This is a genomic window from Dactylosporangium sp. NPDC049742, assembly GCF_040674675.1.
Classification (GTDB): domain Bacteria; phylum Actinomycetota; class Actinomycetes; order Mycobacteriales; family Micromonosporaceae; genus Dactylosporangium; species Dactylosporangium maewongense.
Map to the genome: position 1 here is coordinate 36482 of NZ_JBFANF010000023.1, position 23547 is coordinate 60028.

Annotated in this window: 21 protein-coding genes; 11 read left to right on the forward strand and 10 right to left on the reverse strand. The window is 72.8% G+C overall.

Annotated features, from left to right (window positions below; translation table 11 throughout):
- Positions 1 to 20 precede the first annotated feature (20 nt).
- Positions 21 to 824 carry an alpha/beta fold hydrolase gene (locus AB0J72_RS26590; protein WP_363403115.1) on the forward strand — a complete coding sequence of 268 codons (804 nt, stop codon included), beginning with the start codon at positions 21 to 23 and terminating at the stop codon, positions 822 to 824.
- Here the strand turns inward: AB0J72_RS26590 and AB0J72_RS26595 are convergent.
- Positions 802 to 1809, reverse strand: a complete 1008-nt coding sequence (locus AB0J72_RS26595; RefSeq protein ID WP_363403117.1) for a serine hydrolase — start codon at positions 1807 to 1809, stop codon at positions 802 to 804. The two genes, AB0J72_RS26590 and AB0J72_RS26595, sit on opposite strands and share 23 nt — an antisense overlap.
- 107 nt (positions 1810 to 1916) lie before the next feature.
- On the opposite strand from AB0J72_RS26595, the gene AB0J72_RS26600 reads away from it, so the two are divergent.
- Entirely contained in the window at positions 1917 to 2969 is a 1053-nt protein-coding gene (locus AB0J72_RS26600) for a nuclear transport factor 2 family protein (protein ID WP_363403119.1), read from the forward strand.
- Here the strand turns inward: AB0J72_RS26600 and AB0J72_RS26605 are convergent.
- On the reverse strand, positions 2939 to 4282 hold the full coding sequence (locus AB0J72_RS26605) for a diguanylate cyclase (RefSeq protein WP_363403320.1): 1344 nt from the start codon (positions 4280 to 4282) through the stop codon (positions 2939 to 2941). The genes AB0J72_RS26600 and AB0J72_RS26605 overlap by 31 nt on opposite strands.
- 42 nt (positions 4283 to 4324) lie before the next feature.
- Positions 4325 to 5665, reverse strand: a complete 1341-nt coding sequence (locus tag AB0J72_RS26610) for an extracellular solute-binding protein (protein ID WP_363403121.1) — start codon at positions 5663 to 5665, stop codon at positions 4325 to 4327.
- A 475-nt stretch (positions 5666 to 6140) separates the two neighbouring features.
- On the opposite strand from AB0J72_RS26610, the gene AB0J72_RS26615 reads away from it, so the two are divergent.
- The 3 genes from AB0J72_RS26615 to AB0J72_RS26625 all read left to right on the forward strand — a co-directional run bounded on the left by AB0J72_RS26615 (position 6141) and on the right by AB0J72_RS26625 (position 9717).
- A complete protein-coding gene (locus AB0J72_RS26615) occupies positions 6141 to 6674 on the forward strand; it encodes a C40 family peptidase (protein WP_363403123.1) in 534 nt (177 codons plus the stop codon).
- 81 nt (positions 6675 to 6755) lie between these two features.
- Positions 6756 to 8783, forward strand: coding sequence for a methyl-accepting chemotaxis protein (locus AB0J72_RS26620; RefSeq protein WP_363403125.1), 2028 nt, complete (start codon positions 6756 to 6758; stop codon positions 8781 to 8783).
- 58 nt (positions 8784 to 8841) lie between these two features.
- Entirely contained in the window at positions 8842 to 9717 is an 876-nt protein-coding gene (locus AB0J72_RS26625) for a superoxide dismutase (RefSeq protein ID WP_363403127.1), read from the forward strand.
- Positions 9718 to 9809: 92 nt separating this feature from the next.
- Here the strand turns inward: AB0J72_RS26625 and AB0J72_RS26630 are convergent, their stop codons facing one another.
- The 3 genes from AB0J72_RS26630 to AB0J72_RS26640 form a co-directional block, all read right to left on the reverse strand.
- Positions 9810 to 10325, reverse strand: coding sequence for an LURP-one-related family protein (locus AB0J72_RS26630; protein ID WP_363403129.1), 516 nt, complete (start codon positions 10323 to 10325; stop codon positions 9810 to 9812).
- A 76-nt stretch (positions 10326 to 10401) separates the two neighbouring features.
- Positions 10402 to 11160, reverse strand: coding sequence for a methyltransferase domain-containing protein (locus tag AB0J72_RS26635; RefSeq protein WP_363403131.1), 759 nt, complete (start codon positions 11158 to 11160; stop codon positions 10402 to 10404).
- 3 nt (positions 11161 to 11163) lie between these two features.
- Positions 11164 to 11721, reverse strand: coding sequence for an SET domain-containing protein-lysine N-methyltransferase (locus AB0J72_RS26640; RefSeq protein WP_363403133.1), 558 nt, complete (start codon positions 11719 to 11721; stop codon positions 11164 to 11166).
- A 35-nt stretch (positions 11722 to 11756) separates the two neighbouring features.
- Between AB0J72_RS26640 and AB0J72_RS26645 the strand changes: the two genes are divergently transcribed.
- Positions 11757 to 11879 (forward strand): hypothetical protein, encoded by a 123-nt coding sequence (locus AB0J72_RS26645; RefSeq protein ID WP_363403135.1) that lies wholly within the window; start codon positions 11757 to 11759, stop codon positions 11877 to 11879.
- A gap of 202 nt (positions 11880 to 12081) precedes the next feature.
- On the opposite strand, the gene AB0J72_RS26650 is transcribed toward AB0J72_RS26645, so the two are convergent.
- Positions 12082 to 13131, reverse strand: a complete 1050-nt coding sequence (locus AB0J72_RS26650; protein ID WP_363403137.1) for a WD40 repeat domain-containing protein — start codon at positions 13129 to 13131, stop codon at positions 12082 to 12084.
- 185 nt (positions 13132 to 13316) lie between these two features.
- Between AB0J72_RS26650 and AB0J72_RS26655 the strand changes: the two genes are divergently transcribed.
- Complete coding sequence (locus AB0J72_RS26655) at positions 13317 to 15095, forward strand: hypothetical protein (protein ID WP_363403139.1); 1779 nt, start codon at positions 13317 to 13319, stop codon at positions 15093 to 15095.
- 572 nt (positions 15096 to 15667) lie between these two features.
- Here the strand turns inward: AB0J72_RS26655 and AB0J72_RS26660 are convergent.
- Positions 15668 to 16948 (reverse strand): IS110 family transposase, encoded by a 1281-nt coding sequence (locus AB0J72_RS26660; protein ID WP_363403140.1) that lies wholly within the window; start codon positions 16946 to 16948, stop codon positions 15668 to 15670.
- A gap of 457 nt (positions 16949 to 17405) precedes the next feature.
- On the opposite strand from AB0J72_RS26660, the gene AB0J72_RS26665 reads away from it, so the two are divergent.
- The 4 genes from AB0J72_RS26665 to AB0J72_RS26680 all read left to right on the forward strand — a co-directional run bounded on the left by AB0J72_RS26665 (position 17406) and on the right by AB0J72_RS26680 (position 20526).
- Positions 17406 to 18431 carry a LacI family DNA-binding transcriptional regulator gene (locus AB0J72_RS26665; RefSeq protein WP_360570454.1) on the forward strand — a complete coding sequence of 342 codons (1026 nt, stop codon included), beginning with the start codon at positions 17406 to 17408 and terminating at the stop codon, positions 18429 to 18431.
- A gap of 68 nt (positions 18432 to 18499) precedes the next feature.
- Entirely contained in the window at positions 18500 to 19087 is a 588-nt protein-coding gene (locus AB0J72_RS26670) for a pyridoxamine 5'-phosphate oxidase family protein (protein ID WP_363403143.1), read from the forward strand.
- A gap of 79 nt (positions 19088 to 19166) precedes the next feature.
- The gene (locus AB0J72_RS26675) at positions 19167 to 19751 is read left to right on the forward strand and encodes a DinB family protein (RefSeq protein ID WP_363403144.1); all 585 of its coding nucleotides are present in this window, start codon (positions 19167 to 19169) and stop codon (positions 19749 to 19751) included.
- Between the two features lie 10 nt (positions 19752 to 19761).
- Positions 19762 to 20526 carry a hypothetical protein gene (locus AB0J72_RS26680; RefSeq protein ID WP_363403146.1) on the forward strand — a complete coding sequence of 255 codons (765 nt, stop codon included), beginning with the start codon at positions 19762 to 19764 and terminating at the stop codon, positions 20524 to 20526.
- Here AB0J72_RS26680 and AB0J72_RS26685 read toward each other — a convergent pair.
- Together AB0J72_RS26685 and glgB are read right to left on the reverse strand one after the other, a co-directional pair.
- Entirely contained in the window at positions 20504 to 21337 is an 834-nt protein-coding gene (locus tag AB0J72_RS26685) for a hypothetical protein (protein ID WP_363403148.1), read from the reverse strand. The two genes, AB0J72_RS26680 and AB0J72_RS26685, sit on opposite strands and share 23 nt — an antisense overlap.
- A gap of 73 nt (positions 21338 to 21410) precedes the next feature.
- Positions 21411 to 23543 (reverse strand): 1,4-alpha-glucan branching protein GlgB, encoded by a 2133-nt coding sequence (gene glgB / locus AB0J72_RS26690; protein WP_363403322.1) that lies wholly within the window; start codon positions 23541 to 23543, stop codon positions 21411 to 21413.
- Between the last annotated feature and the right edge of the window lie 4 nt (positions 23544 to 23547).

Genomic DNA, 23547 nt, shown 5'->3' on the forward strand with positions numbered 1-23547 from the left:
CCTCAATGTACCGTCACCCGATGCGCATCGACGTTCGCGGGTTGACCTTCGAGGTGGACGCAAAGGGTCCCGCGGACGGCCCGCCGGTCCTGCTGCTGCACGGGTTTCCACAGGACAGCCGCGAGTGGGACGGCATCACCGGCGGGCTGCACGACGCCGGCCTGCGCACCTTCGCCCTCGACCAGCGCGGCTACTCCCCGGGCGCCCGGCCGGACGGCAAGCGGGCCTACCGGATGGCCGAGTGCGTCGCCGACGTCGTCGCCGTGCTCGACGCGCTCGGGCTGCCCGACGCGCACGTCGTCGGGCACGACTGGGGCGCGGTGGTCGCGTGGCAGGTCGCGGCCCGGCACCCGGACCGGGTCCGGACGCTGACCGCCGTGTCCGTGCCGCACCCCGTGGCGTACGCGACCTCGGTCAAGCGCGACGTCGCGCAGACGCTCAAGTCGGCGTACATGCTGTTCTTCCGCACGCCGTGGCTGCCGGAGCGGCTGCTGTCGGCCCGCGGCGGCGCGCTGCTGCGCAGGATCGCCGGCGGTCACCCCACCACGGAGCCGGACAACCTGACGGGAGCGCTCAACTGGTACCGGGCGATCTCCGGCCACGACCTCAAGGGACTGGGCCCGGTCACGGTGCCGACGACGTTCGTCTGGAGCGACCGCGACGTGGCGATCTCCGGCCACGCCGCCCGCCGGTGCGCGGGCTTCGTGACCGGAGACTTCCGTTTCGTGACCCTGCGTGGCGTCAGCCACTGGATCCCCGACGAGGCACCCGGGCCGCTGCTGGAGGCCGTGCTGGAGCGGGTCAGCCGCCGTCCACCGCCGTGAAGGGCTGCAGCGGCTGCTTCGCCGCGATCGCCGGCACCGTGACCCGCTCGACCACGTCGAACATGGCCCGGCCGAGCACCGCGTGCGCCTCGACGGCGGGGTGCGTCGCGCCGTAGTTGTCGAGGTCGCCGAGGCCCTCGGCGAACAACCCGTAGACGAGGGCGGGCGCGCCGTCGGCGCCGAACATGATCCCGGCCTCGTGCCGGGACGCGCCGAGGGTGTTGAAGTCCTGGCCGTACTTGGACGCGACCCGGCTGCGCTCCGCCGAGGACATGTTGCGCCGGATCCCGTCGTGGTAGCCGTTGATCCAGCGCAGGATGCCGAGCAGGAAGTCGCAGGAGGCGGGCTTCAGCAGCGTCTTCGTCGCCAGGCGCCACAGCAGGTCGTGGATCTCGCGGGGTGTGGTGTCGCCGAGGAAGAACCGGTTCGGGTTCGCGACCGGCTCGACCCTGGTGTGGGTGAAGCCCTTCGCGGCGAGGATCTCGTTGATCTCCAGGGCCGGCACGACCCGGCCGCACATGCGCACCGCGGTGTTGTCGGAGACGAGCAGCATCGCGGTGAGGAAGTTGGCGACCGTGATGTCGTCGCCCCACACCGTGTGCAGGAAGTAGATGCCGGTGCCGCCGAGGATGATGTCGGCCTGCAGGTCGAGCTTCTGGTCCAGCCGCAGCTCCCCCCGGTCGATCTTGTCCATGACGGCGGTGGCGACGGCGAGCTTCTGCACGCTGTAACCCTTGGTGACGTGGTCGGCGTCGTCCTGGACGACCGGCTGCGGCACCCCCGCCGCGTCGACCAGCGCGATGTGGGCGTGCCAGGTGCCGCCGGCCTTGGCCTTCTGCCGCTCGTACACGCGGCGGATGCGCTCGGAGGGAGACCCTGTCGCCATGGTCGCCGCCTCCGCCGAAGCGGGTGAGCCGACGAGCGGGACGGCCGCGGCCCCGGCGCCGAGTGCCATGGCGGCGCGGCGGGTGAGCTTGTTCGTCATGGTCCGGACGCTAACCACACGCCATGACCGATTCAACATGACAAATCCCATCTGCTGCGCTTTCAACCTTTGACCGCCCTGCGGCGTCGTCCTTGTAGCGTTTCATCATGGACATAGCGGCGTCCCTCACCGGGGCACTTGAGGCCGTCACGTTCGCCGACCGGGGCGCCGACGAGGTCACCGGCCTGCTCGTCGAGGCGGTCGTGGCGTGGGCCGAGGGGCAGGGCTGGCGGACGTATCGCCGCGCCGCGAGCGTGTTGCCGTTGCCGCCACCGTACGAGCGGCAGCGCTCCGTCCTGGATGTCGCCTGCGCCCGGCCCGGCGGCCCGCCCGTGGTGGTCGAGGTCGACCACGGCGACCGGCAGCGCACCGTCGACAAGCTCGCCGCCGAGGCCGCCGCCGGGCGGGTCGCGGTCTGGGTGCGGTGGGGCACCGGCCGGCTCGCCGTCCCGGAGGGGGTGCTCCTGGTGGCGCTGCCGGTGACCGCGCGGGCCGGCCTGCACGGGCGCGGCAGGCTGTTCTCCCGGGTGCCGGACCTGCCGGCCCCGGCGCACACCGCGGGCGGCGGGTCGTACACGGCGGAGGAGCTCGGCGCGGGCGGCGGTTCGGACATGGTGGAGTCGTCCACGGTGGAGTCGTCCACGGTGGAGGAGCGCGGCGCGGGCGGCGGGTCATCCACTGTGGAGGAGCGCGGCGAGGGTGGCGGGTCGTACACGGCGAAGGAGGCCGGACAGGACCCGCCGGCACCGGAGCGCGGTGCGGGCGGTGGGTCACCCGCCGAGGAGGAACCGGACAGCGATGTGGCGCTGGTGCTGCGCGCCTACGCCGCGTTCGCGCGGGGCGACATCGACGGCGCGGTGCGGGACCTGGCGCCGGACGTGGACTGGGTCGAGCCGGACGAGTTCCCCGGCGGCGGGCACCACCGCGGGCCGGCGGCGGTCGCGGCGTACCTGCGCGACTCCTACGACGGCTGGGGCGAGCTGCACTCCGAGCCGGTCGCGCACCGCCGCGGCGACCAGATCGTGATCGTGCACCGGGTGTGGGGCACCCTCCGCGACGGCACGCCGGCGTCGGCGACGGTCGCGGACGTGTTCACCGTCGAGGACGGCAAGGTCGTGCTGATGATGGCCTACGCGGACCCGGCGGACGCGTTCCGGTAGGCGGCCCGCTGCGGGCACGGGGCGTGGGCGACGCGGCCCTTGCCGCCGGTCTTCGCCGCGTACATGGCGACGTCGGCGTCGTGCATCAGCTCGTCGATCGGGACCTCGCCGTCCCACAGCGACACGCCGACGCTGGCCCGCGGGGTGAGCGTCGCGCCGTTGTGCTCGGTCGGGGCCTGCAGCGCGGCGAGCAGGCGGCCGGCGACGGCGTCCACGTCCTCGCGGGCGTCCATGCCGTCGAGCAGGACCGCGAACTCGTCGCCGCCGAGCCGGGCCACGGTGTCGCAGGCGCGGACCCCGGCGAGCAGCCGCTCGGCGACGACGGTGAGCAGGTGGTCCCCGGCGGCGTGCCCGTGCACGTCGTTGACCTGCTTGAAGCCGTCGAGGTCGACGAGCAGCATCGCGACGGGCAGGCCGCTGCGGGCGTTGCCGCGGGCCGCGCCGAGCCGCTCGCGCAGCAGGGCCCGGTTGGCCAGGCCGGTCAGCCCGTCGTGGGAGGCCCGGTGGTGCACCTCCTCGAACACGCCGCGCAGCACGCCGAGCGTCTCGTTGAGCGAGCGCCCCATCTGGCCGACCTCGTCGGCGCGGTCCAGCTCGACCCGGCGGCTGAGATCGCCGCGGGCGACCCTGGCGAGGACGTCGACGACCTCCCGCAGCGGTCTGGAGATGGTGCGGGCGGCGAGCACCGACAGCAGCACGGCGGCGAGCGCGCCGATGGCGAGGAGCAGGCCCATCAGCTGGGCGGTGCGCACGCTGTTGGCCCTGGTCCTGCGGGCGCCGTCGTCGACGGCGTCGACGAGCTGGTCGAGGAAGCTGCTGGCCCGGTCCTTGACGGCGCGGGCGATCGCCTCGGAGCGCACCAGCACGACGGAGGCGGCCTTGCGCTGGTCGCCGTCGCGGGCCGCGTCGAGCGCCGCGTCGCGGGCGGTGCGCCACATCGTGATGGTCGCGGCGAAGGAGCGCAGGCTCTCGTGTTCAGCGGCGGACAGCCCGATGACGGTCAGCGCCCGCACGTCGGTGTCGATGGCCTTGTCGGTCTCGGCGATGGTCTCCGCGTAGCTGTCCCGGTAGAAGCCGGGCTCCGACAGGATGTACGACAGCACGGACTCCTGCTGGGAGCCGACGGCGGAGCGGACCGCGGTCATCCGCGCCAGGGCGACGACGTTGACCTTGTACTCGTGGTCCTGCTCGGCGACGAGCCGGCGCAGGTTGAGCAGGCCGACGACGCCGGACGCGGTGAAGATCGCGGTGACGACGAGCGACACACTCATGATCTTCGTGGCGATCCGGCGGTCAGCTGTCCAGCGCCGCATCCGGTCGTACACGCCGCTGACATCGGCGCGGAGTGGCGGAAGCTAAGCGGGCCAGGTGGCGTCGACCCGGTGCAACGCGGTTGCCGTGGGGGTGCCCTTCACCCACGCGGTCATCTCGGTCCAGAACGAGCCGGCGCCGACGGTCGCCGGCATCAGGTCGGAGCCGTCGAAGCGGAACGTGACGGCGGGGTCGGCGAGCAGGTCCGCGGACAGCTTCGCCACCGGCGAGGTGAGCAGCGACCGGTCGAGGCCCTTGTTGGCGCTGACGATGTCGCCGCTGACGGCCCGGCGGCCGGCGAACTCGGGGGTCGCCAGGTAGGCGGCGAGCGCCTGGACCTCCGGGCGGTCGGTGAACGCGCCGGCGAACACCCCGGCGCCGAGGACGGGGCGGCCGGCGCCCGATCCCGCCGCGGGGTCGACCGGCGGCAGGTAGAACGCGAAGATGTCGCCGTCCTCGGTGATCTTCGCGGTCGAGGGCCACCAGGTGCTGTAGAACGACGCCTGCCGGTGCATGGCGCATTTCTGCTGCAGGATCGGCAGGCCGCCCTCCTGGAACGCGGTGGTGGCGACGCTGTCGACGCCGCCGTAGCCGCCGTTGACGTAGGCGGGGTTGCGCAGGATCCCGCCGACGCGGTCGAGCGCGGCGACGACGACGGGGTCGTCGAACGGGATCCGGTGCTCGACCCACCGGTCGTAGACGTCGGGTCCGGCGGTGCGCAGCAGCGTGTCCTCGAGCCAGTCGGTGACCGGCCAGCCGGTCGCGGCGCCGGACTCGATGCCTGCGCACCACGGCTTCACGCCGTCGGCGGCGATGCGGTCGCTGAGCGCGAGCATCTCGGCCCACGTCTTCGGCACCGTGTAGCCCTTCGCGGCGAAGTACTTCGGCGAGTACCAGACGAAGGACTTCACGTTGGCGTCGACGGGGGCGCCGTACAGGACGCCGTCGACGCTGCCGTAGCGCTTCCAGTCCGCGGAGAACCACCGGTCGACGTTGGCGACGACCTCGGCGCCGGCGGGCTTGAGGGCGCCGGCACGGACCATGCTCGTCAGCAGGCCCGGCTGCGGGAAGAGGGCCAGGTCGGGCGCGTCGCCGGCCTTGACCCGGGTGGGCAGCGCGGTCTCGAAGTCCGCGGAGCCCGAGTAGTTGATGGAGATGCCGGTGCACGCCTGGAACGCCTCCCAGGCCTTGGCGAGCTTGTCGGCCTCCACGTCCCGGATCGACGAGGAGACGCTGACGGTGGTGCCGTGGTGGCCCTGGTAGTCCGCGTAGGGCGCGCAGCTGGCGGAGGTGGCCGGTCCGTCGGCGCCGCCACCGCCGCAGGCGGCCGCCGCGAGCACGACCGCCGTCGCGACACCCCTCCGCAGCGTCCGAAAAATCCCCATGAATGCAGCATATGCGGTTGATTCGGTCAGGTGGGTGCGGTCGCCGTACGGGGTCGGCCGGTCGGTTCCGAAGTGGTCGGCCGTTCGGTACGGACAAATGCGGCCATTCCAGGGTGCAGGCGGGCAATCGCGGCTGTGAATGATTTCACGCCCGCCAACGTCGGGCGGATGCGGCGGTTAGCGTCGCCGACGGCCCTCATGACGGCCGGTAACCACTTCGTCCGTTTCGCCCGGTACTTCGGGGTCCGTCCGGCTTCTGCAGCGGCAGGCATCCCCGAGACACGCACGAGAGCACCGGGCCGACCGTGGAGTCATCCTGAACGCACGCCAGCCCCTGCACCGCATCGCAGCCGGCACCGCTGCCCTCGCCCTCACCGCCGTCTGGCTCGGCCCCTCGGCCGCCGCGGCCCAACCGGCACCACCGAACGAACTGAGCGTCGACTCGGCCGGCACCCTCGCCGACCAGGAGCTCGCGTTGGCCGCCTACGAGCGGGCCGACAAGACCTACCGGACGCTGCGGCTGCAGACCCGCACCGCTCCCGGCGCCAACGACGCCGACACCCGCCCCGCAACCCCGGCGCAGCCCTCGGTCATCGTCACCAAGCCGGCGCCGAAGAAGGCGCCACCGAAGAAGACGACCGGCTCAGGATCGGGCGGGTCCACCGTGCAGCCGCCGTCCGGCGCCGCCGGGACCGTGGTGTCCTTCGCCCTCGCCCAGGTCGGCAAGCGCTACGTGTACGCCACCTCCGGGCCGAACACGTACGACTGCAGCGGCCTGGTGTCGGCCGCCTACGCCCGGGTCGGGATCAAGCTGCCGCACCAGAGCGAGCAGATCGCCGCCCGCGGGCGGCGCGTGCCGTCCGGGCAGTGGATGCCGGGCGACGTCATCCACACCTCCGGGCACGTCGCCATCTACATCGGCGGCGGCAAGGTCGTCGAGGCCGCCAACCCCAGCTCCGGGGTGCGCGTCGCGCCGGTGCGGGGCGGCACCGCGTACCGCTTCCTCTGACGTCTCCGGCCTCGCCGGTGCCGATGTACCGGCGAGGCCCGAAACGCTCAACAACCGTCCTGCACCGCCGATGCACCCGATGTGACCGCTTCTGGACGGCCGGCCCTGCTCGCGCCGGCACTCTGGCTCGCGGACCGGGTCCGCACCAGCACCCGCCTCGCGGTGCTCTGCGTGGTCCTGCTGATCCCCGGCCTGGGCGCCACCTGGGCGTACACCGGATCCATCAACCACCAGATCGACCTCACCGGCGCCGCGGTCGACGGCACCGAGGTGGTCCATCCGGCGCTGGACGCGATGGCCGACCTCGCCGCCGGCCGGACCCCGGACCTGGGCCGGCTGCGCACCGAGGTCGCCGGCCACCCGCGCCTGGGCCTGTCGGACGAGATGAACGCCGTCACCGCCGCACAGGGGAAGCTGGCGGCGGCCGAGGCCGTCGCCGCGCTCATCACCGAGGCCGGCAACACGTCCAACCTCACCCGCGACCCGGACCTCGACACGTCCTACGTCGCCGGCATCCTGGTCGGGCTGCTGCCCGAGGCGATCCGGGCGGCCACCGGCGCGGCGGCCCAGGACACCTCCGCACCCCGCAACGACCGCGTCGCGGCCCAGGCCGTCCTGGCCGGCACCCTCAAGGGCACCGCCGGCGAGATCCGCGAGGCGGTCCAGACCGCGACCCGCAACACCGGCGACGCGTCGCTCGCGCAGCGGCTCACCACGCTCGGCGGCGCCGCGGACGCCGTCGAGGCGCTCGGCGCCACCCTCACCGCCGCACTCACCGAGCCGGGCCCGACCGCGTTCGGCGGCGCCGCGGCCGTCGCCGCCGCCGTCGAACCGGCCATCGCCGCCCTGAACCGGCTGCTCGGCACCCGGCTCGACCACCTGCGCCAGGACCGGCTGATCAACCTCACCGCCACCACCGCCGGCCTCGTCATCGCGCTGTGGCTGGCCGCGGCCGTCTGGTGGCGCACCCGCCACGACGTGAACCTCGCCTGCGCCGGCGTCGTCGCCACCGCCGACGGCGACCTCGCCGAGCGGGAGCTGCCCGACGGGCGCGACGAGCTCGGCGACCTCGGCCGGGCCCTGCGCAAGGCCCGCGGCCGCCTCGCCGAGCAGGACGCGGAGCTGCGCCAGGCCCAGCGGGTCCGGGAGGATCAGCTGCACGCGTCGTTCGAGCAGCAGCGGGAGGCGCAGCGGCAGCTCCGCGAACGCGCCCAGGGCGTCGTCGACGAATCCGTCGGCGAGATCTCCCGCGAGCTGCGCGACGTCCGCGCCCAGGTCGACGCCGTCCGCGACGCCGCCCGCACCATCGACGAGCGGGTCACCGAGGCCGACCACGCCACCGCGTCCGTCGTCGAGCGGGCCCGCCGCGCCGAACAGGTCGTCGCCGCGCTCGGCGAGAGCCTCCGCCAGGTCGACGGCACCACCCAGCTCATCGCCGGCATCGCGGCCCAGACCCGGCTGCTCGCCCTCAACGCCACCATCGAGGCCGCCCGCGCCGGGGAGGCGGGCCGCGGCTTCACCGTCGTCGCCAACGAGGTGAAGGACCTCGCCGGCACGACGGCCCAGTCCACCGAACAGATCGCCGCCACCCTCACCACGCTGGAGCGCAGCGCCGCCGACATGACGAACACGATCGCCGCGATGGTCGCCGGCGTCGGCGGCATCGGCGACGCGACCGGCGTCCTGCGGCACGTCGCCGTCGACCAGCACAGCGTCGTCGAGGTCCTGGACCGCCAGGTCAACGGCACCATGGGGCGCATCGAGCAGATGTCGGCGCTCGCGGAGAAGCTGGAACGCCGCCACGCCGAACGCATCGCCGCCACCGGCCCCGTCCGCCTCGGCCTCGCCGGCGGGCGCGAGGTCGTCCCCGCCCAGCTGCAGGACCTCAGCCACGGCGGCCTGCGCTGCCAGGCCGACGGCACCATCGACCTGCGCAGCGGCGGCACCCTCGACGTCGAGCTCGTCCTCGACGGCACACCCACCCGCCTGCACTGCCAGGTCGTGCACTGCATCGCCAGTGGCCCGCACACCGAGCTCGGCCTGCAGTTCCTCGCCCCGCCCACGGACACCGTCGAACGGATCCGCCGGCACATGAACGCGACCAGCTGAATTCGGGGTACACCACGACATGTCGAAATTCCTGCGCGTCACAGCCATCCTGTCCGTGGTGTTGGCGTCTGTACTGATGTCCGCGCCGGCGTCGGCCTCACCCGTTTCGCCCGCCGTGCTGGATCTCCCCGAAGGGTTCCAGCCCGAGGGAATCGCGACCGGTCCCGGGCCCTTCGCGTACCTCGGCTCCCGCGCGGACGGCCGCATCTACCGCGCCAACCTCATCACCGGCAAGGGCACCGTCGTCAGCCCCGCCGTCGGCACCCCGTCGCTGGGCATGAAGACCGACCAGCGCGGCCGCCTCTTCGTCGCCGGCGGCAACGCCGGCAACGCCCGCGTCATCGACCTGCGCACCGGCGCCGTCCTGCGCTCCTACCAGTTCGCGACCGCGCCCACGTTCGTCAACGACGTCGTGCTCACCCCGCGGGCCGCGTACTTCACCGACTCCAACAAGGCCGTCGTCTACCGGCTGCCGCTCGGGCGCGACGGCTCCCTGCCCGCCACCTTCGAGACGCTGCCGCTCACCGGCGACTTCGTCCTCGACCCCAACGGGCTCAACCTCAACGGCATCACGCAGACCCCGGACGGGCGCGCCCTGATCGCCGTGCAGTCCAGCACCGGCTACCTGTTCCGCATCGACCCGGCGTCCGGCGTCACCGCCCGCATCGGCGACCTGGCCCTCGTCAACGGCGACGGCCTGCTCACGATCGGCCGTACCCTGTACGTCGTGCAGAACCGCCTCAACCTGCTCACCTCGGTGAAGCTGTCGAAGGACGGCCGCACCGGCACCGTCATCGCGTCGGTGACCGACGCCCGCTTCGACGTGCCGACGACGGTCGCGAGGTTCGGCAACCGGCTCTACCTGCCGAACGCCCGCTTCACCACGCCGCCGACGCCGACCACCCCGTACACGGTCGTCGCCGTTCGCCTCTGACTGTCGTCGCCGTTCGCCTCTGACTGTCGTCGCCGTGCGCCTCTGACTTTGATGTGTGCTGCCGCCACCGGACACCCGGTGGCGGCGGCGCGTCAGTCGTCCTGCTGCTCCTTCTTCTTCTGCTTCTCGTCCTTCTCGCGCTGCGTGGCGAGCTCGAGCGCGAGGACCGCGGCGAGGATCAGGACGTGGTTCTCCGAGTCGGCGATGCGCACCGCGTAGCTGTCGCGGATGCTCAGCCAGCGCTTCGACACCGAGGCGACCTCGCGGCCGTCGCGCTCCACCGTGTACTCGTGGTCGAACAGGTCACCGCTCATCGTCAGGTCGCCGTCGCCCGGCACGTCGATGGTGAACTTCTCGCGGAACGGCGTGAACAGCTTCTTGCGGACCTCCGCGGCGTCCTCGCCGGCGATCCTGATCTGGTACGTGGGCCGCAGCGCGATCAGCTGCCGGTGGACCGACGCGACCTCGGCACCGTGGAGGTCCTCGATGACCAGCTTGTCGCGCAGGCTCAGCACCTTGCCGTCGACGTGCAGGACCTTGCGGCCCGAGTCGTCGGTGATGTCGAAGTCGTCACCGATGTCGAAGAACCGTTCCTTGATGACATACATGATCCCGATTCTCCTCCGGTCGGGCGGTCTTTGCCCGGCGGGCGCTGCGGTCCCTTGCCTGGCGGGTTCCTCTGGGTCAGGCGGTCTCTGCCCGGCGGGCGAGCGTCACGGTCGTGCGCAGGTCGAGGGTCGTGCCGCCGCCGAGGCCGTCCAGCGTCCGCGCCAGCGCGGCGAGGAGTGTCTCCTGCTCCTGCGGCGTCCTGGCCCGGAACGGGCCGAACGTGCGGACCAGCCGCAGGTACGCCTCCGTGGTCATCGGCAGCTCGCGGCCCATCCGCACCAGCTCCACGTCGGTGAACAGGCCCGCCGACGCGATGTCGTCCCGCGCCCAGGTGTCGGGCCGCGGCCGTACGCCGTCGTCGCGCACCGACCGGAACGCGGCGTCGATCGCGGCCTCGTGCGCCGGGTCGGCGTACGCGTACCGGTGCCCGAACACGGCAAGGGTCCCGCCGGGCGTGATCGCGTCGAACGCCCGCCGGGCGCGCGTTTCGGGGTCGAGCCAGTGCCACGCCATCGCGCAGCCGAGCAGCGACACCCCGCCCGGCGGCGGCACCCACCGCTCGAACGGCGCCACCACCGTCACCGCGGGATACCGGGCCTGGAGGACCGCCGCCATCCTCGCGTCCGGCTCGACGCACGTGACCGGCGCGCCCAGCCCGAGCAGCACCGCCGTGCCGTGCCCGGTGCCGGCGCCGATCTCCGCGACCGTCTCCAGTGGACGTTCCACATATTCCACATAGGACGCTATCGCCGCGCTGACCTCCGGCGGGTAGCCCGGCCGGGCGTCGTCGTACACCGCCGCGACCTCACCGAACCGGTTCCCCGTCCCTTGCATGCCTCAGATTCTGTCAGACCCCGGTGGTAGGACTGGGGCATGCGAGGACAGGTCTCTCAGGGCGGGCACCCAGTGCTCGCCGTAACGGTGGTGGAGGTCGGGCAGCTGCCAGTCGTCGCCGGTCACCGTGCCGCGGCACAGGGCCGAGCCGCAGCCGCACGGCATGGTGAAGCCGGGGGCGGCGGTGCTCGTCGCGTAGTCGTTGGTGAGCTCCTCGCCGGCGTCGATGTCGCGCCGGGCGGCGAGCGTGTAGGCGTCGACCCACCACAGGTTCGGGTCGCAGCTGTGGTTGCCCTTGCCGTTCGGCCTGCCGGGCGGCACCACGAGGTGCAGGGTCGCGCTCACCGTGATCGTGTCGATGTATGGGCTGCCGGGCCGCCGGGCCGCTTCGGCGAGCAGGTCGCTGAGCTCGGCCCAGGTCACCAGTCGCCCGCCGAGCCGCGACACCGCGGTGCCCGCGGGGATCCCGGCCCGGGCGAAGAGCCCGTCGCCGGCGATCCCCGACACGCCCACCTCGATGTCGGGGTGCAGCCAGCAGTCGGGTTCGGGAGCGTCCACCATGCCGCGATCCTGCCCCATCGAGACGGGGTGCCGCGGTGCGCTACCTGACGCGACGGTTCGCGGCCGCCGCCGCCGACCGCTGGGTGAACTTCGGCGTGGCCGGCGACGAGTACCTCGACCTTGTCCGGTCCCGCCGCACGGGGCCGTCGGCCTTCTGACGCGTCACACCCCGTCCCGCCTGCGCCAGGCCGCGGCGTGTGTGGATGTGCCGGCGTCGACGAGGTTTGCGGCGCTCGCCCTGGGGTGCGGTGCGGCCGGTCGGTGCAGCATGGGTGCGGTGTTCTCCTGTGGACGTTTCTCTGGACGTGGTGGTGTTCGTCCGCCCCGGGCGGGCGGGGTGGTGGCGGGACGGCCCGAGGGTCACGGCGCCGGGGTGGTGGTGATGTTGTGCCACAGGTGGAGGTGGCCGTTGCCGTCGGCGGCGGCGAGGGTGGTGCCGTCGGGGTGGAAGGCGAGGGCGTTGACGAGGCGGGTGCCGGTGTCCAGGAAGCGGGGATCGGGGACGCCGGGCGCGGGGCGCAGCTTGATGATGCCGCTCGCGCAGCCGATGGCGAGCACGTCGCGGCCCCAGGCGAGGGACAGGACCCGGCGGCGGCCGCCCGGGTTGCGGGAGCCGGTCAGGGTGCCGGTGGCGACGTCCCACAGGCGGACCACGCCGCCGAGGCCGCCGGCGGCGAGCGTGGTGCCGTCGGGGGAGTAGGCGAGCGCCATGACCTGGGCGCGGTGCCCGCGCAGGGTGGCGCGGCGGGTGCGGGACGGCACGTCCCACAGCAGCACGGAGCCGTCGAAGCCGGCGCTGGCGAGGGTGCGCCCGTCGGGGGAGAACAGGACCTTCTCGACGTGGCCCGAGTGCCCGGTCAGCACCGCGAGGGGTTCGCCGGTGGCGGCGTCCCACAGGCGCACGGTCAGGTCGATGCTGCCGGTGGCGACGAGCCGGCCGTCCGGTGAGACCGCGGCGGACTTCAGCGGCGCCGTGTGGCCGGACATGGTGGTCAGCTCCTCGCCGGTGGCCGCGTCCCAGCGCTGGGCGAGGCCGTCGGCGCTGGCGGTGACGAGGCTCCGGCCGTCGGGGGTGAACGCGACCGCCATGACCCAGCCGCCCGGCGCCGGCCGGTGGGCGCCGGTGTCCTCGCCGGTCCGTGCGTCCGCGATCCGCACCGTACAGTCGGCGCCGCCGGTGGCGACCAGCGTGCCGTCGGGCGAGAAGGCCACGGCGGCCAGCCCGTCCTGGCGCGGGTCCACGGTCACGTCCGGCCGGCGGCCCATGCCGCGGTAGGAGTCCTTGACGAGCTTCGGGTAGCCGACGAACCCGAGCAGGAACACGGCCACCCGGCCGGCGGTGGAGTCCAGCTGCGTCATCCACCACACGGCGCCGACCGGCAGGATCACCCCGAATATCACCCCACACATACACAGGGATGCTGATAGTTACCAAGGTGATCGTCAATGGCCGGGAAGAGGTGTCGGACACATCCCGGACAGCAGGTGCCGGACAGTGGCGCGGGTGCAGGAGAATGGCCCGGGCGTGATCACAGGTAGATCACGTTCGTTGGGTGCCGCCAACCGCGCGGCGGGGGGAATGCGTCGGAGGTTGTGTGAGCCCAACTCTCGGCGGGGTGACGGGGCCCGCCCGGCGGGCGACCCTGCCCACGATCCCGCGTCAACGTGTCCAGCCCGGCGGTGTTCGTACACCGGCGGCGACGACAAGCCGGAAGACCCGGCTCGTCACGGTCGGGGCGGTCGTCGCCGGCCTGGCGGTGCTGCTCCTCGGCTACCTGCGCATGGCGCGGGCCACCCCCACCAACAGTGACGCCGCCGCAAACGCGTTGCAGGCCTGGGACATGCTGCACGGTGACGTGCTGCTGCGCGGCTGGACGCTCAGTGACGTGTCGTTCTACAGCACGGAGCTGCTGCAGTACGCGCTGATCGAGCTCTTCTTCGGTCTCGACCAGCGCGTCGTGCACGTGGCGTCGGCGACCACCTACCTGCTGCTGATCGTGTTCGCGTCGCTCGCCGCCAAGGGCGACGCGACCGGGCGCGCGGCGTGGGCGAGGGTCGCGGTGGTCGTCGCGACCCTGCTCGTGCCCCAGCCGCACGGCGGGTGGGCGGTCGTGCTGTACGCGCCCGACCACACCGGCACGGCCGTGCCGCTGCTGCTCGCGTGGCTGCTCGTGGACCGCAGGTCGGCGACGCCGCTGCGCCGGTGGTGGCCCGTCGGGCTGCTGGTCGTGCTCGCGCTCGCGCAGGTCGCCGACCCGCTGGCCATGTTCATCGGCGCGGTGCCGCTCGCGCTGGTGAGCGCGGCACGGCTGATCCGCGGGCGGACCTGGCGTGGCACCGACGCGCACCTGCTCGCCGCCGCCGCCGGGTCGGTCGTGCTCGCGCACGCGCTGCTCGCCCTGGTCTGGTGGGCCGGCGGCTTCTCGGTGCACTCGCCGGTGGCACGCTTCAGCCCCGCCGCTGAGCTGGGCGACCACGTGGTGACGGCGGTGAACGCGACCGCACACAACTACGGCGCGTACCTGCCGACGCTGGACGGCCCGCTCGCGCTCGCCGCCGGGCTCGTCAACCTGGCGCTGCTGCTGCTCGCCGTGGCCGCGTCCGGCGCGACGGTGATCCGGTTCTTCCGCACTTCCCCGGACGGCACCTCCGCGGACGGCACTTCCTCGGACGGCGCTTCCCTGGCGGGCGGTGACCGGATCGCGCAGGTCCTGACGGCCGCGATCCTGGTCAACCTGGCCGCGTTCATCGCCTCCACCCAGGCCGGCGACATCGGCAGCGCCCGGCAGATCGTCGCCGTGCTGCCCTTCGGCGCGGTCCTCTCCGCCAGGGTGTGGGGCGAGCGGCTCCTCACCGCCGGCCCCGCCGTACGGCGGATCGGGGCCGTCGCCGGCGTGATCCTCGTCGTCGCGTTCGCAACCCAGTCAGCCGGCGCGAAGCCGCAGCCGCCGGAGGCGCACGAGGTCGCGGAGTACCTCGTCGCGCACGACCTCCGGTACGGGCTCGGCAGCTACTGGGGCTCCAACGTCATCACCCTCGCCAGCAACGGCCGGACGCAGGTCGCGCCGGTGATCGGCCCCGACATCCGCTCGTACCGCTGGGAGTCCGACGCCGACTGGTACGACGCCACCAAGCACGACGCGCGCTTCCTCGTCGTCGACCTGAAGCACGCCCGGTACGGCACGGTCGACGCCGCGGTCGCGCAGTTCGGCGTACCCGTCGAGCGGCACGACTTCGGCCGATGGGCGCTTCTCATCTACGACCACAACCTGCTCGCCGGTCTGCCGGCGCAGTGCGGCGGCCTGGCCGCCGCCACCCACACGCACTGCCCACCCCTGGCCCCGAAGATCCCCGGTGCCGGCCTGCTGGACTGATGGCCGATCCCATGGATTGCTGATCCATGGCCGGACTGATGGCTGACTTCATGGACTGCTGATCCCGTGGCCGGGCTTGCTGTGTTGACGGCCGGTCCCGTGGCCGGCCAGCTGTGCTGACGGCCGGTCCCGGCGTGCCGGCGTGCCGGCGTGCCGGACTTGATGACCGGTCCCGGCGCGCCGGCGTGCCGGACGTGATGACCGGTCCCGGCGCGCCGGCCTGCTGGACGTGATGGCCGATCCCGTGGGCGGCCTGCTGGGCTGATGGCGGATGGCGGGCTGCCCACGTGCCCGAGCTCAGTGGTCGCGTAGCACCATGCGCAACTCCTGGACTGATGGCGGATGCTGGTCTGCTGCCGGTGCGCCGGTGCGCCGGTCCGATGGCGGATGTCGTGGGTGGTCTGATGGCGGATCTCGTCAGATCGCTCGTGAGATCAGATCGCAGCGAGATCAGATCGCCCGGGAGATCGGACTTGGTGCTCGGTTCCGGTGGTGCGCCGACTAGTCCGAAAACTGAGGGTGAGTGGGCGTGCGGCAGCTCCCGGCGGAGCCGGGACCTGTCTGTGGCGTCTTCAGGCGGCTTGGGTGCTGGGTCGTTCGGCGGTGACGGTGTAGCCGAGTGCTTCGAGTTGGCGGATGTGGTTGCGCGCTTGTCGTTCGGGGTTGATCCGGCTGTCGTGGTAGCCGGCGCCGAGATCGTGGAACGTGGTCTCGGCGCCGGACAACACGTGCCAGATGACGATGAGGGTGGACCGGCCGACGGCGACGACGGCGCGTTTCGCTCCGCGTCTACGGGCGATTCGCCGGTAGCGTTCGCCGAGGAACGTCTGGGTCCGGGCGGCGCTGACCGCGGTCTGGCCGAGGGCCCGGGCCAGGTAGGGGTTGCCGTGTCCGGTGGCGCCGCTGCCCTTCTTCCGGCCGGCGGACTCCTGCACCTTGGGTGAGAACTTGGCCCAGGACGCCAGATGTGCCGGGGTCGGGAAGCGGCTCATGTCGGTCCCGATCTCCGCGATGATCGCCCGGGCGGCGACAGCGCCGACACCAGGGATCTGCTCAAGCCGGGTCGCCGCTTCGGCGAAAGGGGCGATACGGACCTCGATCTCGGCGTCGACGTCGGCGATGTCCGCGGCGATCGCGTCGATCCGGGCCAGCATCTTGGCCAGCAGGAATGCGTGATGCTCGCTGAACCGGCCGACGAATGCCTCTTCCAGGACGCCGATCTTGCGGCGGAGCGACGCCTTGGCCAGTTGCGCCAGCCGGGCGGGGTCGCGTTCCCCGGCGAGCAACGCGGCCAGCATCGCCCGGCCCGAGACACCGAAGATGTCCGACACCACCACCGACACCTTGATCTGCGCGTCCTCCAGAAGCTTCTCGACCCGGTTGCGTTCCGCGCCCTGCGCGGCAACGAGATCGACCCGATACCGGGTGAGGTCCCGCAGCATCCGAACTTCGGGTGGTGGCACGAAACTCGGCCGCAGCATCTGCCGTTCCGCGACCTTGCACAACCACACCGCGTCCAACCGGTCCGTCTTCGGCCGGCCCGGCAGATGCTTCACATCCCGGGCGTTGACCAGCCACGTCTCGAACCCGGCCGCTTCAAGCAGATAAAACACCGGCTTCCAGTAGTCGCTGGTCGCCTCCATCACCACCCGGGTCACCCCAAGCTCCCGCAACCGGTCCGCCATCCGCAGCAACGAGCGAGTCATGGTCGAGTAGCTGTCGACCTCCTGCAGCCGCCGTCCCGGCCGGGCCGGGTCCGGCAACCTGACACAACACACAAGCGTGGCCTTACCGATGTCCAACGCAGCGACCCGCTCGATGAGCTCCTCACGCTCCTGCATCTCCTCCAACACGTGGCCCTCCCAGCCCGCGCAGCGCCAACAGGTGCCGCCCGCGGTGGCCACTGAGGGACAGCGAATCTAGTCCTCGCGCTCGAAGCAACAGTGAAGGGCCCATCAGCGTGGTCACCAGCACCCGACTAACCCACGGCCTGGAACGAACCAAGGAGGCACGGCGTCAGCGGGCGACCCCACCACGGCACCACCGACCACCCACACACCGCAAGACACCGACACAGTTTTCAGCCCGGAACGGGCCGCCAACCGGCGATAGGGACTAACCACACCTTAGCATCACCGAAAAAATTTCCTGTCGGTAATGCACCGACCGTAACTCCCCGCCGTCAGTGCGTCAAGCCGCCGTCGGTGGTGGAAGTGGCTCGTCGGGTGTCGAAAGTTTCGGGGGTATTTCGGTACTGCTTCCTGGGGTGTACGGTCCCCATCACTGTGTTGCCGTTCGAAAGGTTGCGGCATGGTGACGAAACGGCCGACGATGGCGGAGATCGCGCGGGAGGCGAACGTGGCGATCTCCACCGTGTCCAAGGTTCTCAACGGGCACACCGACGTCTCGAACGCGACCCGCAAGCACATCGAGCAGCTTCTCGCCGACCGTGGCTACCAGCGGCCGCACGCGTCGCGTCGGCCCGGGCGGCGCAGTGACCTGGTCGACCTGGTCATCAACGAGCTCGACAGCGTCTGGGGGCTGTCGATCCTGACCGGGGTCGAGGAGGTCGTGGAGGCCGCGGGACTCGGGCTGGTGGTCTCCGCGGTACACAACCGGGAAAGCCTGACCAGACGGTGGCTGGAGTCGCTGCTGGCTCGCGGGTCGCAGGGCGCGATCCTCGTGCTGTCCGAGCTCAGCGAGCACCAGCGGGCCGAGCTGGCGCGCCGGAGCATGCCGTTCGTCGTCGTGGACGGGGTCAGCCAGCCGCCGCCGGACGTGGCCTCGATCGGCGCGACCAACTTCGCCGGTGGGTACGCCGCGACCGAGCACCTCGTCGGGCTCGGGCACCGGCGGATCGCCGCGATCGGCGGGCCGGAGCAGCTGCAGTGCACCCGCGCCCGCATCGCCGGCTACCGTGCCGCGCTCGAGTCGGCCGGGATCGCCGCGGACCGGCACCTGGTGCGGTACGGAAACTTTCACCACGACGGCGGCCTGCGGGCGATGGCCGGCTTCCTGGCGCTGCCGGACCCGCCGACCGCCGTGTTCGCCGGCAGCGACCAGCAGGCCACCGGCGTCTACGAGGCGCTGCGGCAGGCCGGGCTCGGCGTGCCGCACGACGTGAGCGTGGTCGGCTTCGACGACCTCAACTTCGCCGAGTGGACCGCGCCGCCGCTGACCACGGTCCGTCAGCCGCTGCACGAGATGGGCGTCGCCGCGGCCCGGACCCTGCTGCGCATCATCGCCGGTGAGCGCCTCGAGTCGACCCGGATCGAGCTGGCCACCCGGCTCGTGGTCCGGGAGAGCACGGCGGCGCCGGCGATGGTGCCGCTGTAAGGACCGTCACGCTCGGTATGCGGGACAAGGGGCTGACGGGGTGCCGCGGGCGGCGGACGATGGCGGGTATGGGCAAGGTCTACGAACGTATCGACGGCAGGCTGCGGACCTTCATCGAGGCGCAGCACATCTTCTTCACCGCGACCGCGCCGCTGGCCGGCGACGGCACCGTCAACCTGTCCCCGAAGGGGCTCACCGGGTCGTTCGCCGTCATCGACGAGCTGACCGTCGCCTACCTCGACTTCGCCGGCAGCAACGCCGAGACCGTCGCCCACCTGCGGGAGAACGGGCGGATCACGCTCATGTGGTGCGCCTTCGACGGCCCGCCCAACATCGTGCGCGTGCACGGGCGCGGTGAGCCGGTGTTCCGCGACGACCCGCGCTGGCCCGGGCTCGTGGCGCACTTCCCCGGCATCGACACGACCCAGCACGGCCTGCGCGCGATCATCGTCGTGCACGCCGAGCTGATCCGCGACACGTGCGGCTACGCGGTGCCGTTCATGACGTACGACGCCGACCGCGACCTGCACGGCAAGCGCTTCGCGCGGGAGGACGACGCCTCGCTCGGCGCGTACTTCGAGAGCAAGGAGCACGTGGGGGTCAGTCTCGACGGGCTGCCGGGCCTGCCGCTGCCTCTGCCGCCGACCCCCGTTTGAGGTAAAGGACGGAACCTGTCCGCAATGGTGGGCAGGATGGACCCTGACAAGCGAAACAAGCGAAATAAGGGGTCCAGTCATGCCGGGTAACGTGCCTCCGGTCGCCGACGAGCGTTCAGGTCTGCTCGCGTTCCTCGCCCAGCAGCGCCAGGGTGTGCGCAACGCCGCCTTCGGGCTCACCGACGAGCAGGCCCGGCTCGCGCCGGTCGCGAGCACGCTGAGCGTCGGCGGGCTCGTCAAGCACCTGGCCCAGATGGAGCGCAGCTGGGTCGCGACGATGCTGCAGCGGCCCTCGGCCGCCGTCGACTACGAGGACGGGTTCGTGCTGCGCGCCGACGAGACCCTCGCCGACGTCCTGGCCGACTACGTGAAGGCCGGCGAGGAGACGGACGCGGCGGTCGCCGGGATCGCCGACATGGGGCAGCCGGTGCCGGTGCCGAAGGGCGTGCCGTGGTTCCCGGACGACGTGGACGCCTGGTCGGTCCGCTGGGTGCTGCTGCACCTCATCGAGGAGACCGCCCGCCACGCCGGCCACGCCGACATCGTCCGCGAGGCCGTCGACGGCGCCACCTGCTGGCCGCTGATGGCCGCCGCGGAAGGCTGGCCGGCGACGCCCTGGGTGCAGCCCTGGCAACCCGCCACCGGGACCGCACAGCCCGTCTAGCCTGGGGTTCATGGCCGTCCTCCGACGCGCCCCGGCGGTGGCCGGGGCAGTGGTCGCCGCCGTCGCCGCGAGCGGGGCCGCGATGCTGGCCGGGTCGGGTCACGGCGCGCCGGCCGGCCCGTCGCTCGCCGCCCAGGTCGCGCCGGCCCCACCGCCGCCAGGACCATCCGCCCCCGGAACCGGCCCACCGGACGGGTCGTTGCAGGGTCAGGTGTACGGGTCACCGCTGGACGGGTCGCTGGGCGGTTCGGTGTCGCCGTCCGGGCTGGCGACAGGGCCGTTCGCCGGCGCCGTGACCGCGCCCGCGCCGCCGTCGCCGTTCGCGTCCGGTGCCGCCTGGGGCGCCGTGAACTGCGCCGAGGTCCGCATCCGCTTCGCCGGCGGCCCGCCGACCGACGCCGGCGGCCCGCTCGTCCCGTTCGGCGCGACCACCGTGACCCGCTGCGAGACGCCGCTGGCCAGCACGGCCCCCGCGGTCACCGGCCTGACCCCGCCGAAGGTCCTCACCACCGGCGTCGACCGCCTCACCGCGATCCTCAACGCGCTCCCCGCCGTCCCCGCCGACCAGGCCTGCCTGCCGATCACCCTGCCGGTCCAGATCAGCCTGGTCTTCACGTTCCGCGAGCAGCAGCCGCTCGCGGTCGTCGTCGACCCCACCTGCTCGGCGCTGATCGCGGGGGACCGGGCCAGGTCGTACACGGCGATGAACCCGCTACCGGTCTTCGACGCCCTCTTCAGCGCCCAGCCCGGATTCACGCCCTCCGCACGGCGATGACCGCACCGTCCGGGCCGAGGACGACCCGGCCGCCCAGCGGGGCGTCCAGGACGAGCGTGTACCGGGTGTAGCGGAGCACGTCGTCGGAGGCGCAGTCGTCGCGCGGCGGCCCGGTGCCCGCGGCGCGCAGCCCGACGGCGACCGCCGCCGGGGAGGCCACCGCCTCGGCGGTGAAGGTGACCGCGGGGCTGCCCGGGCAGCCCCCGGCGGCGGGTGTGAGCAGCGCGACGGTCAGCGTACGGTCGTCGCCGGCGATCACGGCGGTCGTGCCGGCGTCCGGGTTCCCGCCGGGCCGCCACAGCGCCGCCGGGTCGACGGCGGGCCACGCGATCGCGCCGACCACGCCCGGCCCGGAGAACTGCCACGCGGGCAGGGCCAGCGGCCCCCGGTCGGTGGGGAACGTCGCCGGCGCGTACCGGACCTGGTCCAGCACGAGCACGGGTTCGGCCGAGCCGGCGAGGGGGCGGGCCAGCGCCGCGACGGCCGCGGCGGCGCCGATGACGCCGAGCTCGGCCGACCCGTCCGGCAGCGCGACGGTCGCGGTCGCCGGCCCGGCGGGCAGCGCGGCGGTCACACTGAACCGCTTCGCCGCGAAGGCCTGCTTGGCGGCGCCGTCGGTGAACCCCGCACCGGCCGACGCAGGGTCGCCGAGCAGCACGACCGGCCGCGGACGCCGCCCGGCCGGGAAGTCCGACCAGCGGGCGAGCGCGGACCGGTCGGGACCGTCCGTGCGGACGACGAACGGCGGTGGGCCGCCCCGCCGGAAGTCCGGCCCCGCACAACCGGCGAGCAGCACACTGACCGCCGCCACCACGGCGATCGCTGCGCTCCGCGCCGTCATCTCGCCCGGAGGCCCGCGGCGGGCCTCACGGGCTGAGTGCGGGTCAGCCGAGCTTGAGCCACAGAGCGCCGAGGGGCGGGATGCGGAGCTCGGCGGAGGCGGGCAGGCCGTTCCACGGCTTGGCGGTGGCCTCGACGGCGCCGAGGTTGCCGACGCCCGAGCCGCCGTAGATGTCGGCGTCGGTGTTGAGGATCTCGGCCCAGCGGCCGGCGAAGGGCAGGCCGACGCGGTACCCCTCGTGCGGGTGGGCGGCGAAGTTGACGACGACGGCGACCGCCGAGCCGTCGGCGGCCCAGCGCAGGTAGGAGAAGACGTTGCCGCCGGAGTCCTCGTTGTTGATCCAGCGGAAGCCGTCGGGCGTGACGTCCTGGCTCCACAGGGCCGGGGTGCGCTGGTAGACGGCGTTGAGGTCGCGGACGAGGCGCTGCAGGCCGGCGCGCTGCGGGTCCTGCAGCAGGCCCCAGTCCAGGCCGCGCTCCTCGCTCCACTCCTGCTCGTCGCCGAGCTCGCAGCCCATGAAGAGCAGCTGCTTGCCGGGGAAGGACCACATGTAGGCGAGCAGCGCCCGGGCGTTGGCGAGCTTCTTCCACAGGTCGCCGGGCATCTTGCCGATGAGGGAGCCCTTGCCGTGCACGACCTCGTCGTGGCTGATCGGCAGCATGTAGTTCTCGCTCCACGCGTACACCGTGGCGAACGTCATCTGGTTGTGGTGGTACTGCCGGTAGACCGGGTCCTTGGCGACGTAGGTCAGGGTGTCGTGCATCCAGCCCATGTTCCACTTGAAGCCGAAGCCGAGGCCGCCGGAGTCGGTGGGGCGGGTGACGCCGAGCCACGCCGTGGACTCCTCGGCGATCATCATGATGCCGGGGTGGTGCTTGTAGACGGTCGCGTTCGCCTCCTGCAGGAAGGAGATCGCGTCGAGGTTCTCCCGGCCGCCGTACTGGTTCGGCGCCCACTGGCCGTGCTCGCGGGAGTAGTCGAGGTAGAGCATGGAGGCGACGGCGTCCACGCGCAGCGCGTCGGCGTGGAACTCCTCGCACCAGTAGAGGGCGTTGGCGACGAGGAAGTTGCGGACCTCGGCGCGGCCGAAGTCGAAGATGAGCGTGCCCCAGTCGGGGTGTTCGCCGCGCCGCCAGTCGCCGTGCTCATACAGCGGCGTGCCGTCGAAGCGGGCGAGGGCCCAGGCGTCCTTCGGGAAGTGCGCCGGCACCCAGTCGAGGATGACGCCGATGTTGGCCTGGTGCAGGCGGTCCACGAGGTGGCGGAACTCGTCGGGGTGGCCGAAGCGGGCGGTCGGCGCGTAGTAGCCGGTGACCTGGTAGCCCCACGACCCGCCGAACGGGTGCTCCATCACCGGCAGGAACTCGACGTGGGTGAAGCCGAGGTCGGTGACGTACTCGGTGAGCTGGTCGGCGAGCTCCGTGTAGGACAGGCCGGGGCGCCACGAGCCGAGGTGCACCTCGTAGACGCTGATGGGCGCCTCGTGGTTGCGGCGGTCGGCGCGCTGGGCGAGCCAGTCGGCGTCCTTCCAGTCGTACGTCGAGCGGTAGACCACGGACGCGGTCGCCGGCGGCACCTCGGTGTGCTGCGCGAGCGGGTCGGACTTCTCGACCCAGCCCTCGTAGGGGGTCAGCAGCCGGAACTTGTACCGGTTGCCGGCCTGCGCGCCCGGCACGAACAGCTCCCAGACGCCGCTGCCGCCCAGCGACCGCATCGGCCAGCCGTCGTGCGGGCCCCAGCCGGTGAAGTCGCCGACGACCCGGACGCCGCGGGCGTTGGGCGCCCACACCGCGAACGCGACGCCGCCGGGGCGGGTCTGCGCGCCGAGGACCGTCCACAGCCGCTCGTGCCGGCCCTCCTGGATGAGGTGCAGGTCGAGCTCGCCGACGGTCGGCAGGTGCCGGTACGGGTCGTCGGTCAGCACCCCGTCGGCGTCGATGCGGTAGTCGGTGACGACGCCGGGCAGCTCGATCTCGAAGACGCCCTCGTCGTGCACCTGCCGCATCGGGTGGCGCTCGTCGTCGACGACGACCGACACGGTGCCGGCGCCGCGGCGCATGGCCCGGACGACGGTCGTCTCGGCCCCGGAGACGGCACCAGCGCCACCGACGGGGTGGGCGCCGAGGACGCCGTGCGGGTCGTGCGAGCGGCCGGCGATGAGGTCGTCGAGATTCATAAGC

What these genes read in the sequence shown, in the direction of transcription:
- AB0J72_RS26650 (WP_363403137.1), bottom strand. Translation starts at nt 13,131, where the DNA reads ATGTGTGGGGTGATATTCGGGGTGATCCTGCCGGTCGGCGCCGTGTGG.
- AB0J72_RS26640 (WP_363403133.1), bottom strand. Translation starts at nt 11,721, where the DNA reads ATGGTGGACGCTCCCGAACCCGACTGCTGGCTGCACCCCGACATCGAG.
- glgB (WP_363403322.1), bottom strand. Translation starts at nt 23,543, where the DNA reads ATGAATCTCGACGACCTCATCGCCGGCCGCTCGCACGACCCGCACGGC.
- AB0J72_RS26610 (WP_363403121.1), bottom strand. Translation starts at nt 5,665, where the DNA reads ATGGGGATTTTTCGGACGCTGCGGAGGGGTGTCGCGACGGCGGTCGTG.
- AB0J72_RS26630 (WP_363403129.1), bottom strand. Translation starts at nt 10,325, where the DNA reads ATGTATGTCATCAAGGAACGGTTCTTCGACATCGGTGACGACTTCGAC.
- AB0J72_RS26595 (WP_363403117.1), bottom strand. Translation starts at nt 1,809, where the DNA reads ATGACGAACAAGCTCACCCGCCGCGCCGCCATGGCACTCGGCGCCGGG.
- AB0J72_RS26635 (WP_363403131.1), bottom strand. Translation starts at nt 11,160, where the DNA reads ATGCAAGGGACGGGGAACCGGTTCGGTGAGGTCGCGGCGGTGTACGAC.
- AB0J72_RS26600 (WP_363403119.1), top strand. Translation starts at nt 1,917, where the DNA reads ATGGACATAGCGGCGTCCCTCACCGGGGCACTTGAGGCCGTCACGTTC.
- AB0J72_RS26605 (WP_363403320.1), bottom strand. Translation starts at nt 4,282, where the DNA reads ATGCGGCGCTGGACAGCTGACCGCCGGATCGCCACGAAGATCATGAGT.
- AB0J72_RS26665 (WP_360570454.1), top strand. Translation starts at nt 17,406, where the DNA reads ATGGTGACGAAACGGCCGACGATGGCGGAGATCGCGCGGGAGGCGAAC.
- AB0J72_RS26590 (WP_363403115.1), top strand. Translation starts at nt 21, where the DNA reads ATGCGCATCGACGTTCGCGGGTTGACCTTCGAGGTGGACGCAAAGGGT.
- AB0J72_RS26680 (WP_363403146.1), top strand. Translation starts at nt 19,762, where the DNA reads ATGGCCGTCCTCCGACGCGCCCCGGCGGTGGCCGGGGCAGTGGTCGCC.
- AB0J72_RS26675 (WP_363403144.1), top strand. Translation starts at nt 19,167, where the DNA reads ATGCCGGGTAACGTGCCTCCGGTCGCCGACGAGCGTTCAGGTCTGCTC.
- AB0J72_RS26670 (WP_363403143.1), top strand. Translation starts at nt 18,500, where the DNA reads ATGGGCAAGGTCTACGAACGTATCGACGGCAGGCTGCGGACCTTCATC.